Annotated in this window: 14 protein-coding genes and 1 riboswitch; of the genes, 6 read left to right on the forward strand and 8 right to left on the reverse strand. The window is 57.6% G+C overall.

All coding sequences use genetic code 11. The features are described from left to right. Nucleotides 1-52 precede the first annotated feature (52 nt). Nucleotides 53-964 carry a hypothetical protein gene (locus TU74_RS04700; RefSeq protein WP_047296083.1) on the forward strand — a complete coding sequence of 304 codons (912 nt, stop codon included), beginning with the start codon at nt 53-55 and terminating at the stop codon, nt 962-964. A 47-nt stretch (nt 965-1,011) separates the two neighbouring features. Here the strand turns inward: TU74_RS04700 and TU74_RS04705 are convergent, their stop codons facing one another. The 4 genes from TU74_RS04705 to TU74_RS04720 all read right to left on the reverse strand — a co-directional run bounded on the left by TU74_RS04705 (nt 1,012) and on the right by TU74_RS04720 (nt 3,913). Beyond that, nucleotides 1,012-1,332 carry a DUF6124 family protein gene (locus TU74_RS04705; RefSeq protein WP_052892220.1) on the reverse strand — a complete coding sequence of 107 codons (321 nt, stop codon included), beginning with the start codon at nt 1,330-1,332 and terminating at the stop codon, nt 1,012-1,014. Between the two features lie 358 nt (nt 1,333-1,690). Continuing rightward, nucleotides 1,691-2,239 carry a chromate transporter gene (locus TU74_RS04710; RefSeq protein WP_047279446.1) on the reverse strand — a complete coding sequence of 183 codons (549 nt, stop codon included), beginning with the start codon at nt 2,237-2,239 and terminating at the stop codon, nt 1,691-1,693. 9 nt (nt 2,240-2,248) lie between these two features. Further along, nucleotides 2,249-2,812: a chromate transporter gene (locus TU74_RS04715; RefSeq protein ID WP_048375345.1), complete on the reverse strand. Its 564-nt coding sequence runs from the start codon at nt 2,810-2,812 to the stop codon at nt 2,249-2,251. 24 nt (nt 2,813-2,836) lie between these two features. Beyond that, nucleotides 2,837-3,913: a TauD/TfdA family dioxygenase gene (locus tag TU74_RS04720; protein ID WP_048375348.1), complete on the reverse strand. Its 1,077-nt coding sequence runs from the start codon at nt 3,911-3,913 to the stop codon at nt 2,837-2,839. Between the two features lie 278 nt (nt 3,914-4,191). On the opposite strand from TU74_RS04720, the gene trhA reads away from it, so the two are divergent. Further along, entirely contained in the window at nt 4,192-4,809 is a 618-nt protein-coding gene (trhA, locus tag TU74_RS04725) for a PAQR family membrane homeostasis protein TrhA (RefSeq protein ID WP_047278321.1), read from the forward strand. Nucleotides 4,810-4,857: 48 nt separating this feature from the next. On the opposite strand, the gene TU74_RS04730 is transcribed toward trhA, so the two are convergent. Both TU74_RS04730 and TU74_RS04735 read right to left on the reverse strand, forming a co-directional pair. After that, on the reverse strand, nt 4,858-5,703 hold the full coding sequence (locus TU74_RS04730; protein ID WP_047296077.1) for a formate/nitrite transporter family protein: 846 nt from the start codon (nt 5,701-5,703) through the stop codon (nt 4,858-4,860). A gap of 135 nt (nt 5,704-5,838) precedes the next feature. Beyond that, nucleotides 5,839-6,240 (reverse strand): acyl-CoA thioesterase, encoded by a 402-nt coding sequence (locus TU74_RS04735; RefSeq protein ID WP_047279442.1) that lies wholly within the window; start codon nt 6,238-6,240, stop codon nt 5,839-5,841. A 195-nt stretch (nt 6,241-6,435) separates the two neighbouring features. Next, nucleotides 6,436-6,542: riboswitch (S-adenosyl-L-homocysteine riboswitch) on the forward strand. A 22-nt stretch (nt 6,543-6,564) separates the two neighbouring features. Here TU74_RS04735 and ahcY point away from each other — a divergent pair. The 3 genes from ahcY to TU74_RS04750 all read left to right on the forward strand — a co-directional run bounded on the left by ahcY (nt 6,565) and on the right by TU74_RS04750 (nt 11,107). Next, entirely contained in the window at nt 6,565-7,974 is a 1,410-nt protein-coding gene (ahcY, locus tag TU74_RS04740) for an adenosylhomocysteinase (protein WP_048375350.1), read from the forward strand. A 103-nt stretch (nt 7,975-8,077) separates the two neighbouring features. Then, a complete protein-coding gene (gene metF / locus TU74_RS04745) occupies nt 8,078-8,923 on the forward strand; it encodes a methylenetetrahydrofolate reductase [NAD(P)H] (protein WP_047296073.1) in 846 nt (281 codons plus the stop codon). A gap of 333 nt (nt 8,924-9,256) precedes the next feature. Continuing rightward, nucleotides 9,257-11,107, forward strand: coding sequence for an RNA helicase RhlE2 (locus TU74_RS04750; protein ID WP_047278311.1), 1,851 nt, complete (start codon nt 9,257-9,259; stop codon nt 11,105-11,107). A 182-nt stretch (nt 11,108-11,289) separates the two neighbouring features. Here the strand turns inward: TU74_RS04750 and TU74_RS04755 are convergent, their stop codons facing one another. Next, the gene (locus tag TU74_RS04755; RefSeq protein ID WP_047278309.1) at nt 11,290-11,868 is read right to left on the reverse strand and encodes a YceI family protein; all 579 of its coding nucleotides are present in this window, start codon (nt 11,866-11,868) and stop codon (nt 11,290-11,292) included. Nucleotides 11,869-11,900: 32 nt separating this feature from the next. Further along, nucleotides 11,901-12,452 (reverse strand): cytochrome b, encoded by a 552-nt coding sequence (locus TU74_RS04760; protein ID WP_047278307.1) that lies wholly within the window; start codon nt 12,450-12,452, stop codon nt 11,901-11,903. 288 nt (nt 12,453-12,740) lie between these two features. Here TU74_RS04760 and TU74_RS04765 point away from each other — a divergent pair, with 288 nt between their 5' ends. Continuing rightward, a complete protein-coding gene (locus TU74_RS04765; protein WP_048375352.1) occupies nt 12,741-14,147 on the forward strand; it encodes an adenosylmethionine--8-amino-7-oxononanoate transaminase in 1,407 nt (468 codons plus the stop codon). Nucleotides 14,148-14,211 lie beyond the last annotated feature (64 nt).

Below are 14,211 nucleotides of genomic sequence, written 5' to 3' on the forward strand. Positions count from 1 at the left end.
TTATTGAATCAACTCAATCGAAACGGGACGTTAATGAACAGGAGTTGTGTGGGTGAGTGAGTTTGTGTCGCACGCCATAAATATGCCCTACGGCATTGATTTGGTTTTTTGGGCTGTCTTCATGTTCTTGGCCGTGCTGGTGGTCACTAAGTTTCCGCAGGGCATAGGGTGTCTTTTTGCATTCTTAGTGTCGGTGACTGGCGCCGTTACAATCCTGACGCATATGTATTTTGTAGAAGGGGAGTTGAAAAAAAGCTTCGATTATCCCGAGATCATTGTTCAAGCGGCGATTGAAAAATTGTCGGCTGAAAGCATCCAGTGCGGCAAAGATACAACGCGGTGCTCTGACCTCGATCAGTTGAAGTTGAACGTGGAACAAGCTTTGGCCAGCAGGCAGCGCAGCCAGACCGAAGAGGAGCAGCAGTCCACGGCGTTCGCACTGGTCAGCAACTTGTGCATCTTTACGTTGGGCGGGATGTCAGCGGGTTTCATTACCGCAGTCGGGCTGCGTCGGCCTAAACCGGGTGAGGACGAAGCGGAAGAGGCCGATATGCGGGCCAAGAGTCGCGAGGGTGTCATAGGCTTTTGCACGTTTCTGCTTGTCATGGTGGCTGCCGCGATCTCGGCGGCTTATCTGGGGGCATACATGGGCAGTGCGTTCAGCCGAGTGTTAACAGACGCTAGCTTCAAATCGCTTTGGATTGCCTTGGGCCTGTCAGGGTTCGGTTATCTGTGTGCTTATTGGTTCTATGATGCAAGGCCAATAGGGAAATGGTGCATGTATATTATTTTCTTTATAACCGTGAGCGTGATGGGCTTTTATATAAGTGCATTGCATGCCGGTCTCTATATTGTGGTTCGCGAGCACGCATGGCCGATGCTGTTTATAGCAGGCGTCCCTTTAATGTATGCCGTGTGGAAAGTTTCAGTCGCGGTGTATTTACGAAACGCCGAACGCATTTAACAAACAACGGTGAAGCGCGCCTGCTGTCAATCAGGCGCGTGTCTGGATCAGCGGGCCGTGAGGCTGCTCAACGATAGATCGACCTGCGTTCTGGCCATGTCCACCAAGTACAGCACCGACAACACCCAGTCGCGTTGCGTCCCGTCCAGGTTGCTGCTTGCCTCAACAGCCGAGACGCTGGCGCAACGTAACAAGTCCGACGCGTGAACCAATGCGTTTTCTACGTCGATGCTTGGGTGACGGGCGGTGTTGCCGGGCAGGTAGTGACTCAGGGCGCGCTGCGCAGCGGCACGGTCCTTGAGCAACTCATCATTGGACGCCAACACAAACGTCCCGTGGGCGGGTGGATCCGGGGTGATTTTGAGCATGGGTACGAACTCCTAACGTAGTGTGGAGACCGCCAGTTTCGCTGCTAAACGAAGGGTGGCGGCCGAGCGCAGGTTAGCAGGCCGGTACGTTAGGAAACCGGCGCACCCGAAGGTGCCCTGCGCACGACCACCATAAAATTCAGGCAAAAAAAGCGCCTGTATTGAAGGGGCGAAGTACGCCTAACGTGATCCGAGCTGCTAAACCCGATCGCTGATAAGCAGCGACGGAACGAGACTAGGCGCGTAAACCGTCAGGCGCAATGCGTTGGGGATTGTCTCGGAAAGTTCGCGCAAGGGAAAGGGATGCATCCCATGAAACTGCATGGGCAGGGCAGTGTGTGCGTGGAAAGTTGAGTCCTTAGCTTCCAAACCAGTACGCCCCTGACTGAGCGCTCAGCAATCCGAGCCCTACGCCGATGGCGATCAACCAAAGGGGGTTGAGCTTGCTGAACACCACCACGAGCGCACTGACTGTTGTCAGCAACAGGCTGAGGCGATTGAGTTCAAGACTGCCGATCAAAATGTAACTGGCTGCCAGTATCAACCCGATCGAAACAGGCACGAGTGCGCGCTTAGTCATGAGCACCCAAGGTGTATCGGCATGATGCTCCAGCCAGCCTGCGCCAAACCATGTCAACGCAGAGCACGGCAGCAATTTGGCGATCAATGTCGCCAACGCTCCGGGTACGCCCGCCACGTGTTGCCCGATGAATACGAGGAACATCCCGTTCGGGCCCGGCAGTGCTTGAGACAGGGCAAAAAACGACACGAACTGTGCGTCGTTCAACCATCGCATCTCGGCCACCGTGTAACGGTGAATATCCCCCAGTGCCACGGTGTTACCGCCGATGGCCATCAGCGACCACAACCCGCACTGGAGCACCAGATGAAACAGCACCGGCTGCATGGTTGCTCCTCAGGCGTTGCGGTCAATCAGGCGCCAGACCATCGAGACCGTCATGCTGATCAACAGCACGGTCCATAACGGCACCACCAGCACGCCCATCAATATGAAGGTCAAAACGAACACAGTGTAATTGGCGGTAGCAGGTGGCATGGCCTTGAGCAGACGCAATGCAGTGCCGAGCATCAACCCTGTGGCAATGGGTGAAATGGCGCCAAACACGTGCTGGACGGTTTGATGTTGCCACCATGAGGCATACGCCAGGCCCGCCGAAACAGTGATGAGTGAAGGGAAGCAATACAGCCCCACCACTGCAAGGCAGGCCCCCTGCAACCCGTGCTGCTTTCGCGCATAGATAATTGCCACGTTGCAGACATTAGGGCCGGGGAAGAACTGCCCGATGGCCAGTAGTTCATTGAAGGTTTTTTCATTCACCCAGCCACGCCGATCAACCATCATCTGCCGCGCCCACGGCAAAACCCCGCCAAACCCTAAAAGCCCAACCCATGCGAAGTTGTAAAAAAGTTGCCAGCGCGTGGGCTTAACAGGCGCGATCTGATCCAGGTGCTGTGGCATAGCGATCTCCCCGAAAAGATAGGGTTAAACCGTTATCTGGTTGTAGTGAGCAAGACACTCTTGAAACGTTTTGATGGCAGGAGAGATTGCCCAGCCTTGATATCCGCCGCGCAGCGAGCCCGCCTTGATAGAGCCGTATGCGTATGTGTGGCTTTTCGGCAAAGGTCTGCTCACACCAGTGGCCAACCATTGACGGAGTAAATATCGTTGCTGTGAAGGCTTGCTTCCATCCCGAAATGCTTCACGTGCATGGCAGACGACATGATTGTTCAGGCATTGAAGGTCGCCCGGTTGTAAGTCCATTTCGACATTGAGGTCAGCATCCCCCGCTATACGCTGGAAATGGTCCAATGCTTTGAGTGTGAGCGGGTTAATCTTTGGTGCTTGTCTTAATTCTTGCGTTGCCAGGATCCGTGTGCGGTAGAAACGGCAGCTGAATGCATCCGGCATCCTCGTAAATACTGGGCACATGAAGAATCCAGCCATACCGGCTTCGGTTTTGCTGACATCGATAAAGGGGAGGGGTAAAGAAAGGGCTCTGCACTCAAGGGGGTATTGGGTTGAGAGTTGATGATGAATGGTCAGACTGTTTACGACTTTTGAGCGGCCGCCCTCAGCGGCTTTTGAAAGGCAGAGCAGCGTTACCAAATCGCAAGCATCGACATGTAATTCCATTTCCCTGGCTGTGTTATGGCCTCGTATGTTCTGTGGGGACAGATTGTCTTTGTTTCGAACCTCAACTAATAGCGCTTCAGTTTCATTTTGAATTAACGGTACGCCCATATGCAGACCAATGCCCCATGCTAATAAACGAGCAAGTGGTATCGGTTTGTTCGCCACGGGTATGCCTCTTATAAGAAACAGGCCGCACCCGTGTTCGCACTCGACCAGAGCGTGTTGCAGAACAGAGTGTAGGGTCGGTAAGGGGAAGTCTGCCGGTGTGCATTGCAAGGGGCCTTTGCGTGTAGCAATCAAGTGTCGGAGTGCTCGCTCCAGTTCCGCGATTTGATGCTGAGTCAGCTCGTAAAGCCAGTCGTGCGAAATGGCCAGTAGGCTTTTTCGGTTCCAGTGAGGTGATGTCCATGTAGGCGTCAGCTTCATGAGATCTCCCGCAGGCTGTTATTTTTAGTGGGCCTGCAGAGTGATTTTGGGCGTGCATGCCGGGAGGCTATGTCAGGTTGGATGGGTGATTTGTGTGCGAAAAGTGCGGATTTTGTGTGGGTTAGGTCTGAAGCGTTTGAGTTATAGGTCTGAGGATTAAAGGGGAGAAATGCTGTCTTCCTCGACGAACGCCGCATTGCCCTTTAAGTTCGCAACCTTGACCCTTATCTCGAAACAAAGTGACACAGTCGCACTATCGGCTATTGAGGATGTTGCAGATGTATCACGGAGAAAAGCTCAATGCCTGGACTCACTTGCTGGGGGCCGTGGCCGCCGCAGTGGGCAGTGTTTGGTTGTTGGTCATGGCGTGCCTTGACGGCAGCCCGCAGAAGATTGTCAGCGCGGCAATTTATGGGGTCACGCTGGTGTTGCTGTACAGCGTGTCGACCGTTTATCACAGCGTGCGCGGGCGATCCAAGGTGATCATGCAGAAGTTTGATCACCTGTCGATTTACTTGTTGATCGCCGGGAGTTACACGCCGTTTTGCCTTGTGACGTTGCATGGGCCGTGGGGCTGGTCGCTGTTCGGGATCGTGTGGGGCATGGCGGTGATTGGCATGCTGCAAGAGATCAAACCGCGCTCCGAGGCGCGTATTTTGTCGATTGTGATTTATGCCGTGATGGGCTGGATCGTGCTGGTGGCGGTCAAGCCGCTGATTGCCGCGCTCGGCACGGCCGGGTTTATCTGGCTGGCCACGGGCGGTGTGATGTACACGGTGGGGATTATCTTTTTTGCCCTGGATCATCGCCTGCGTCATGCCCACGGCATTTGGCATTTGTTTGTGATCGCCGGCAGCCTGCTGCATTTTGTGGCAATCGCGCATTACGTGATTTAAAGCGCCACTCGACCCGCAGGGGCATCTTGGCCCCTGCGGATGCAGCGATCAGCTTTTCGTGGGTTTCGGGTTGTCGCTGCGAATTTGCGCATGGCTGATCAAGGCAAAGATGAAGCTGCCGCCAATGATGTTGCCCGCCAGTGTGGGGCCGGCAAAGATCAGCCAGAAGTCCTTCCATGGCAGCTCGCCTGCAAACACCAGATACGACACTTCCGCCGTGCCGACCACGATGTGGGTGAAATCGCCCAGCGCCATCAGGTAGGTGATGAGGATGATGATCCACATCTTGGCGCTTTCCATCGACGGGATCATCCACACCATGGTCGCGATCATCCAGCCGGAAATAATGCCCTTGGCGAACATCTGGCGCGTGTCGTTTTCCATGACCTTACGGCCGATTTCCAGAAAGGCGTTGTCGGTCCGGGTGTCGAAAATCGGCAAGTGCAGCATGACGTAGGCCACCAGCAGGGTGCCGAGCAGGTTACCCACCAGCACCACTCCCCATAGCCTGAACAGGCGCCCGAAATTGCTCAACGTCGGTTTGCTCATGATGGGCAGCACGGCGGTGAGGGTGTTTTCGGTAAACAGTTGCTGGCGAGCCAGAATCACGGCCAAAAAGCCTGCGCAGTAGCCGAAGCTGGCAATCACTTTGAAGGCTTCGCCGCTGGGCAGCCGCGAGTTGAGCAGCCCCATGGCCATGAGCGACAGGCCCATGGTCAGACCGGCAGCCAAGGCCGACCAGAACAGGGCCGCGACGCTGCGCTCCAATTCCTGATCGCCCTGCAAGCGGATGATTTCATGCAGCACCGCCGCACGCGGGGGCTGGTTTTTGGTGACGTCGTGCTCTTCTTCAGCCGACAGGTTGGGGGTTTTGCCGGTGTTTTGTGTGTCCATGAGGCTTCATGACCGTTAGCGTGTGTAAGCGTACGACACTGGCGGCATGAAGCTGTTCACTGTGCCGCTGTTTTGCAGGGGGCTCAGCGACGCTTGAGGTTGTCCCGTGCCCAGGCAGCGATGACAGGCGGTGGATCAGGCCTGGTTTTCATCCTGGAACTGGTCTTTGACGTATTTGATCTCGGTACGGCCGTGAGGCGCGGGCAGGCCGTCTTCACCGAGGTTGACGAACACCATCTTGTCGACGGTGAGGATGCTCTTGCGCGTGATCTTGTTGCGCACTTCGCAGGTGAGGGTGATGGAGGTGCGGCCAAATTCGGTGGCGGTGATGCCCAACTCGATGATGTCGCCCTGACGGGAGGCGCTGACGAAGTTGATTTCAGAGATGTATTTGGTCACTACGCGCTGGTTGCCCAGTTGAACGATGGCGTAGATGGCGGCTTCTTCGTCGATCCAGCGCAGCAAGCTGCCGCCGAACAGGGTGCCATTGGGGTTGAGGTCTTCGGGTTTTACCCATTTTCGGGTGTGGAAATTCATGTTCACTCCTGACCGTCTGCCGTTAGATGCCGCGCATGATGTCAGACCATGGCGCCCAGCTCTATTAAGCTTCGACTATGGTCTCGATTAAGCAAATGAAAAAGCCTTGGATAAAGCCTTGGGATCATCTGCCCGGATGGCTATAATCACCCCCGCTTCACAACGGTCATTGTCACCCAGTACCGTTCCCGCCACCTGTCCGAGGGGCGCTGCAGCAGGTCTTACCTGTCAGGCTCGGATGGGGCGTTGTTTGTTCAGGGCTCCCTGGGCAGGCACTCAACGCACAACGGCGCCCATTCGCGATTAAACGAATGGAGGCTCTCTATGAGCGTTGTAAACACGCCTGCAGGTTTTACCGACTACAAAGTCGCTGACATGTCCCTTGCCCCATGGGGCCGTCGTGAAACCTTTATCGCCGAGTCCGAAATGCCGGCGCTGATGGGCCTGCGTCGCAAGTATGCCGCTGAACAACCGCTCAAGGGCGCGAAGATTCTGGGCTGCATCCACATGACCATCCAGACCGCCGTACTGATCGAAACCCTGGTTGCCCTGGGTGCCGAAGTGCGTTGGTCGTCGTGCAACATCTTCTCGACTCAAGACCAGGCCGCTGCCGCTATCGCTGCTGCCGGCATTCCGGTTTTCGCCTGGAAAGGCGAAACCGAGCAAGAGTACGAGTGGTGCCTGGAGCAAACCATCCTCAAAGATGGCCAGCCATGGGATGCCAACATGATCCTGGACGACGGCGGCGACCTGACCGAGCTGCTGCACAAGAAATACCCGGACATGCTGAAGAAGATCCACGGCGTGACCGAAGAAACGACCACCGGCGTACACCGTCTGCTGGACATGCTGGCCAAGGGCGAGCTGATGATCCCGGCGATCAACGTGAACGACTCGGTGACCAAAAGCAAAAACGACAACAAGTACGGCTGCCGTCACAGCCTGAACGATGCCATCAAGCGCGCCACGGACCACTTGCTGTCCGGCAAGCAAGCCCTGGTGATCGGCTACGGTGACGTGGGCAAGGGTTCGGCCCAGTCCCTGCGTCAGGAAGGCATGATCGTTAAAGTCTCCGAAGTTGACCCGATCTGCGCCATGCAAGCGTGCATGGACGGCTACGAAGTGGTTTCGCCGTTCATCAACGGCCAGAACGACGGCACCGCCGCCAGCATCGACGCGGCGCTGCTGGGCAAGATCGACCTGATCGTGACCACCACCGGTAACGTCAACGTGTGCGACAAAAACATGCTGGCTGCGCTGAAAAAACGCGCCGTGGTATGCAACATCGGTCACTTCGACAACGAAATCGACACCGCTTTCATGCGCAAGAACTGGGCATGGGAAGAAGTGAAGCCGCAGGTTCACAAGATCCACCGTACCGGCCCTAACGATTTCGATCCGCAGAACGACGACTACCTGATCCTGCTGGCCGAAGGCCGTCTGGTGAACCTGGGCAACGCCACAGGCCACCCGAGCCGCATCATGGACGGTTCGTTCGCCAACCAGGTGCTGGCGCAGATCTTCCTGTTCGCCCAGAAGTACGCTGACATGCCGGCCGAACTGCAAGCCGAGCGTCTGACCGTAGAAGTGCTGCCCAAGAAGCTCGACGAAGAAGTAGCACTGGAAATGGTTCGCGGTTTTGGTGGCGTGGTCACCCAGTTGACCCAGCAACAGGCTGATTACATCGGCGTCACCGTCGAAGGCCCGTTCAAGCCAGACGCTTACCGTTACTGATTAAAGAAAGGCGGCCAGGCATGCACTGACCGCCTTTTTTTTGTGTGTGAGTTCAGCGTCAGGGGTTGCTGTTGGCCCCCTGCGCGTACGCAAGGGTATTCCCATGTCTCAAGACCGTCGTTTCAGCTTCGAGTTCTTCCCGACCAAGACCGATGCTGGACATGAAAAGCTGATGAACACGGCTCGCCATCTGGCGACCTTCAACCCGGATTTTTTCTCCTGCACTTACGGTGCCGGTGGCTCTACCCGTGACCGCACGATCAATACCGTGCTGCAACTGGAGAGCGAAGTACACGTGCCTGCGGCGCCGCACCTGTCGTGTGTGGGCGACAGCAAAAGCGATCTGCGCGGCCTGCTGGAGCAGTACAAGGCTGCGGGCATCAAACGCATTGTTGCGCTGCGTGGCGACCTGCCTTCGGGCATGGGCATGGCCAGCGGTGAACTGCGTTACGCCAATGACCTGGTGAGCTTCATCCGTGAAGAGACCGGCAGCCACTTTCACATTGAAGTCGCCGCTTACCCGGAGATGCACCCACAAGCGCGCAACTTCGAAGACGATATCAGCAACTTCGTGCGCAAAGCCCACGCGGGCGCTGACAGCGCCATCACCCAGTACTTCTTCAACGCCGACAGCTACTTCCGGTTTGTTGAGCGCGTACAGGCCGCGGGCGTCACCCTGCCGATCGTGCCGGGCATCATGCCGATCACCAACTACAGCAAGCTGGCGCGTTTCTCTGACGCGTGTGGCGCTGAAATCCCGCGCTGGATTCGCAAGCAGCTCGAAGCCTATGGCGACGACGTGCAGAGCATCCAAGCGTTTGGTGAACAAGTGATCAGCGAGATGTGCGAACGCTTGCTGGACGGCGGCGCGCCGGGGCTGCACTTCTACACCTTGAACCAGTCTGAACCGAGCCTGGCGATCTGGAACAACCTGAAGTTGCCACGCTGATTCACGCGCCTGTAACCGCCGCCGCACGTTGCACGGGCGCGAGCGGTTACAGACCGGGTGCGCTCGGTGGGTACAAAACCGTTGAGCAGCATGAAATCGGCGCGTTGTGAATGCTCTGTTATACTCCGGGCTTTCCGCCAGGCTTACGCCCGGCCGCTCGTCCTTGTACAAGGCATTCAACCCCGCTACTGCGCAGCACTTGCCAGCGCGAGCGGTGCGAATGGACCTTCAGGACCGAAGCAGGACCGGACGGGATTGCGTCTCCTATAAACGCCATTCACGCCAGGCAAGACTATCCCTTTGGGCAAAGCCCTAACTAGAACAGGATTACTCATGTCCTTTGCTTCCCTCGGTCTCTCCGAGGCTTTAGTCCGCGCCATTGAAGCAGCGGGCTATACCGAGCCTACTCCGGTGCAACAGCGGGCCATTCCCGCCGTGTTGCAAGGTCGCGACCTGATGGTTGCGGCTCAGACAGGTACTGGTAAAACCGGCGGCTTCGCTCTTCCGATTCTGGAAAAGCTGTTTCCCAATGGCCACCCAGACAAATCCCAGCGTCACGGTCCACGCCAACCACGCGTACTGGTCCTGACGCCTACCCGCGAACTCGCCGCACAGGTCCACGAGAGCTTCAAGCTCTACGCCCGTGACCTGAAGTTCGTCAGCGCCTGCATCTTCGGCGGCGTTGGCATGAACCCTCAGGTTCAAGCCATGGCCCGCGGTGTAGACGTGCTGGTCGCTTGCCCCGGGCGTTTGCTCGACCTGGCGGGCCAAGGCAGTGTCGACCTTTCCCACGTTGAAATCCTGGTACTCGATGAAGCCGACCGGATGCTCGACATGGGCTTCGTCCACGACGTGAAAAAAGTGCTCGCGCGTCTGCCGACCAAGCGTCAAAACCTGCTGTTTTCGGCGACGTTCTCCAAAGACATCACCGATCTGGCCGGCAAGCTGCTGCGCAACCCGGAGCGTATTGAAGTCACGCCGCCCAACACCACGGTCGAGCGTATCGAACAGCGCGTGTTCCGCCTGCCAGCCAGCCACAAGCGCGCCCTGCTGGCGCACTTGATCACGGCCGGTGCGTGGGAGCAGGTGTTGGTCTTTACCCGCACCAAGCACGGCGCTAACCGTCTGGCTGAATACCTGGACAAGCATGGCCTGAGCGCTGTCGCGATCCACGGCAACAAGAGCCAGAACGCGCGCACCAAAGCGCTGGCCGACTTCAAGGCAGGCACTGTGCGTATTCTGGTTGCGACCGATATCGCGGCCCGTGGCCTGGACATCGATCAGTTGCCGCACGTGGTCAACTTCGAACTGCCCAACGTGGATGAAGACTACGTTCACCGTATCGGCCGTACCGGCCGTGCCGGTCGTTCGGGCGAAGCGATCTCGATGGTTGCGCCGGACGAAGAAAAACTGCTGAAAAGCATCGAACGCATGACCAAGCAGAAAATCGCCGACGGCGACCTGATGGGCTTCGATGCCAGCACGATTGAAGCTGAAAAGCCTGAAGTGCGTGAGCGTCCGGATGTGCGTAACCCGCGCAACCCGCCGCGTGGCCCACGTGGCGACGGTCCTAATGGCGGCGGTGGCGGTCGTAAGGACAAAGGCAAAGACAAGGGTAAAGAAAAACCGGCCGCAGCCCGTGGCGAACGCCCGGCCCGTGAGCACAAACCACGCGAAGGCACACCGGCGCGTGAACCGCGTCAGCAAGCGGCCGCTGCCGTCCCGCGCCCGGACGCCAATCGTGCGCCGGACGAGTTCCGTGATGACGACGTGGACAACTTTGGTAACCGCGCTGATTACGTCAGCCCGTACCAGAACAAAAACAACCAGAGCCGTGGCCGTCGTCCGGGCGCTCCGGCGCAAGGCACCGGCGCGGCTCCGGCCGGTCGCACGGGCGGTCGTCAGAACGGTCCACGCACCGGCACAGGCGCCAGCACCGGCACGCCGCCTGCCAAGCGCAGTGGCCCGCGCAACGGCGCTCCGCGTGACGGCCAGGCCCGTCGCGAGAACCGTCCAGCCCGGGATGATCGCCAGGAGCCAGCCGTTAAAGGCCCACGCGAGAATCAGCCGAAGATCATGCACAAAGAGTCGAAAAGCGATCGCTTCCCGACCCCTGAGCAGCTCGATCAACTGCCGAACCGTCCTCGCGGTGAGAAGCCAGCCTTGCTGACCCGCAACCGCTGAGCGACTGACGCATAAAAAACGCCCTCCATCGCAAGATCGGGGGCGTTTTTTTGTGTCGCCAAATATGCCTTCGCCCCTCGCCGTTCGCTCATCAGACGCGGGCCAAGGGGGGAATCCCACGCACAAAAAAACGCCCTGGCTCTCGCAAGCCGGGGCGTTTTTTTAGCCGTGTGTACGCGCTATTACTTGTTCTTTGTACCTTCCAGCGTGATGTCCAGGTCTAGGGTCTGAGACGTAGGGCCCGGGCCTTTGATGCCGAAGTCGTTCAGGTTCAGGGTCGTGGTGGCGTTGAAGCCAGCACGTTCGCCGCCCCATGGATCTTTGCCTTCGCCGTTGAACGTTGCCTTGAATGTCACGGGCTTGGTCACGCCGTGCAGGGTCAGGTCACCGGTGACGTCAGCTGTTTTCTCGCCCGTGGGCACGACTTTGGTCGAGACGAACTTGGCTTCCGGGTACTTGCTCACGTCCAGGAAGTCTTTGCTGGCGATGTGCTTGTCACGTTCGGCGTGGTTCGAGAACAGGCTGGCGGTCTTCAGGGTCACGTCGATTTTGCTGTCAGCAGGCTTGGCAGCATCCCAGGAGAATGTGCCGCTCCAGTCTTTGAACGTACCGTGAATGAAGCTGTAGCCCAGGTGGCTGATTTTCCAGTCGATAAAGGCGTGCTGACCTTCTTTGTCGATGGTGTAGTCAGCAGCCATGGCCTGGCCGGCGGACAACAGTGCAGTACCCAGTGCCAAAGCGGCGAGAGTCTTTTTCAACATGCGTTCTATTCCTTTTGAGTTGAGGTTGAACATCAGGCTTTGCGTCCCAGCATACGAGTCAGGGTCGCATCACGATCGATAAAGTGGTGCTTGAGAGCGACTAGACCATGCAAACCGGCAAAGATCACCACGGCCCACGCCAGGTACAAATGCACGACACCGGCCACATCCGCCTGGTCAGGCAGGTTTGAAATCAGTGCGGGTACTTCAAACAGCCCGAATACCGGGATGCCAACGCCTTCGGCGGTGGAAATCAGGTAACCGGCGATCATTACCGCAAACAAACTTAGATACAAAAAACCATGGCCGAGCTTGGCGCCAATGCGCGTGGCACGGCTGTAGCTGGCCAATGCAGGCGGTGCCGGACTGATCCAGCGCCACACCACGCGAATGACCATCAGGGCCAGTAGCGTCAAACCGATGCTTTTGTGCAGGTCCGGGGCTTCCTTGCGCCAAGGGCTGTAATAGTCGAGACCGACCATCCACAAGCCCAGGGCAAACAGGCCGAACACGGCCAGGGCAATAAACCAATGCAAGAAAATACTGACCGCACCGTAGCGAGAAGAAGAGTTGCGTAGCTGCATTGCCAACATCCTGTAGGAACTTGGGCCTAAGACTAATCGTTTACCTATCGAATGAAAGCGCATTTTTTTGCTGGAAGGTATCGATAAATACGATCTGTAGCCTGGGAGGAAGGTATTAAGAAAACATTAACGATGATTCATGACTCCCCGGCGACGGCGGTCGTCAGCACACCATAGAAGCGATACGCATTGTTGCAAATGCAATGACTTGTTACGAACTCGCGCATTGCATAGGCTTGCGCGATTGTTTGCCCGCACACGCCGGGAGCCAGCGCCAGGAGAGTGGAAATGGGCCTGAATAATCAGTGGATGCAGCGCGATTTAGCCGTTTTATGGCACCCCTGCACCCAAATGAAAGATCACGAGCAATTGCCGCTTATCCCGATCAAGCGCGGTGAGGGCGTGTGGCTCGAAGACTTTGAAGGCAAACGCTACCTCGATGCCGTGAGTTCGTGGTGGGTCAACGTGTTCGGGCATGCCAACCCGCGCATCAATCAGCGCATCAAGGATCAGGTCGATCAGCTGGAGCACGTGATTCTGGCCGGGTTCAGCCATCAGCCGGTGATCGAGCTGTCGGAGCGTCTGGTGAAGATGACGCCAGACGGCCTGACCCGCTGCTTTTATGCCGACAACGGTTCGTCCTGCATAGAAGTGGCGCTGAAAATGAGCTTTCACTACTGGCTCAACCGTGGTCAGCCGAACAAAAAGCGCTTCGTGACCCTGACCAACAGCTATCACGGCGAGACCATGGCAGCGATGTCGGTGGGCGATGTGCCGCTGTTCACTGAAACCTACAAGGCGCTGCTGCTCGACACGATCAAAGTGCCCAGCCCCGATTGCTACCTGCGCCCGGACGGCATGAGCTGGGAAGAACACTCGCGCGTGATGTTCATGGCCATGGAGCAGACCCTGGCCGAGCACCACGCCACTGTGGCCGCCGTGATTGTCGAGCCGCTGATTCAGGGGGCGGGGGGCATGCGCATGTACCACCCGGTGTACCTTAAATTGTTGCGCGAAGCCTGTGACCGTTATGGCGTGCACTTGATTCACGACGAAATCGCGGTGGGCTTCGGTCGCACCGGGACGATGTTCGCGTGTGAGCAGGCCGGTATCACCCCGGACTTCCTGTGCCTGTCCAAGGCATTGACCGGCGGTTACTTGCCACTGGCGGCCTGTGTGACCACCGACGAGGTTTACAGCGCCTTCTACGACGACTACCCGACCCTGCGCGCCTTCCTCCATTCCCACAGCTACACCGGCAACCCGCTGGCGTGTGCGGCCGCCTTGGCCACGCTGGACATCTTCGAGCAAGACGATGTGATCGAGCGCAACAAGGCCCTCGCGCAGCGCATGGCCAGCTCGACGGCGCATTTGGCGGATCACCCGCATGTGTCGGAAGTGCGTCAGACCGGCATGGTTCTGGCGATTGAAATGGTCGAGGACAAGGCCAGTAAAACGGCGTACCCGTGGCAGGAACGCCGAGGGCTCAAAGTGTTCCAGCATGCGCTGGAACGTGGTGCGTTGTTGCGTCCGCTGGGCAGCGTGGTGTATTTCTTGCCGCCTTACGTAATCACCCCGGAGCAAATCGACTTTCTGGCCGACGTGGCCAGCGAAGGCATCGACATCGCGACCCGCAGCGACATCAGCGTGGCCGTACCGGCGAACTTTCACCCGGATTTCCGCGACCCGGGCTAGGGACTGTTCCCGTGTCACCGCGACGCGGCTTGCAATGAAACGGGGAACAGACCCTCGGGTTATT

This window comes from Pseudomonas lundensis (assembly GCF_001042985.1).
In the GTDB taxonomy this organism is placed as follows: Bacteria; Pseudomonadota; Gammaproteobacteria; order Pseudomonadales; family Pseudomonadaceae; genus Aquipseudomonas; species Aquipseudomonas lundensis.

Bases quoted from the DNA above. Each gene is read 5' to 3' on its own strand.
- TU74_RS04705 (WP_052892220.1), bottom strand. From the start codon at position 1,332: ATGCTCAAAATCACCCCGGATCCACCCGCCCACGGGACGTTTGTGTTG.
- TU74_RS04710 (WP_047279446.1), bottom strand. From the start codon at position 2,239: ATGCAGCCGGTGCTGTTTCATCTGGTGCTCCAGTGCGGGTTGTGGTCG.
- TU74_RS04715 (WP_048375345.1), bottom strand. From the start codon at position 2,812: ATGCCACAGCACCTGGATCAGATCGCGCCTGTTAAGCCCACGCGCTGG.
- TU74_RS04720 (WP_048375348.1), bottom strand. From the start codon at position 3,913: ATGAAGCTGACGCCTACATGGACATCACCTCACTGGAACCGAAAAAGC.
- trhA (WP_047278321.1), top strand. From the start codon at position 4,192: ATGTATCACGGAGAAAAGCTCAATGCCTGGACTCACTTGCTGGGGGCC.
- TU74_RS04730 (WP_047296077.1), bottom strand. From the start codon at position 5,703: ATGGACACACAAAACACCGGCAAAACCCCCAACCTGTCGGCTGAAGAA.
- TU74_RS04735 (WP_047279442.1), bottom strand. From the start codon at position 6,240: ATGAATTTCCACACCCGAAAATGGGTAAAACCCGAAGACCTCAACCCC.
- ahcY (WP_048375350.1), top strand. From the start codon at position 6,565: ATGAGCGTTGTAAACACGCCTGCAGGTTTTACCGACTACAAAGTCGCT.
- metF (WP_047296073.1), top strand. From the start codon at position 8,078: ATGTCTCAAGACCGTCGTTTCAGCTTCGAGTTCTTCCCGACCAAGACC.
- TU74_RS04750 (WP_047278311.1), top strand. From the start codon at position 9,257: ATGTCCTTTGCTTCCCTCGGTCTCTCCGAGGCTTTAGTCCGCGCCATT.
- TU74_RS04755 (WP_047278309.1), bottom strand. From the start codon at position 11,868: ATGTTGAAAAAGACTCTCGCCGCTTTGGCACTGGGTACTGCACTGTTG.
- TU74_RS04760 (WP_047278307.1), bottom strand. From the start codon at position 12,452: ATGCAGCTACGCAACTCTTCTTCTCGCTACGGTGCGGTCAGTATTTTC.
- TU74_RS04765 (WP_048375352.1), top strand. From the start codon at position 12,741: ATGGGCCTGAATAATCAGTGGATGCAGCGCGATTTAGCCGTTTTATGG.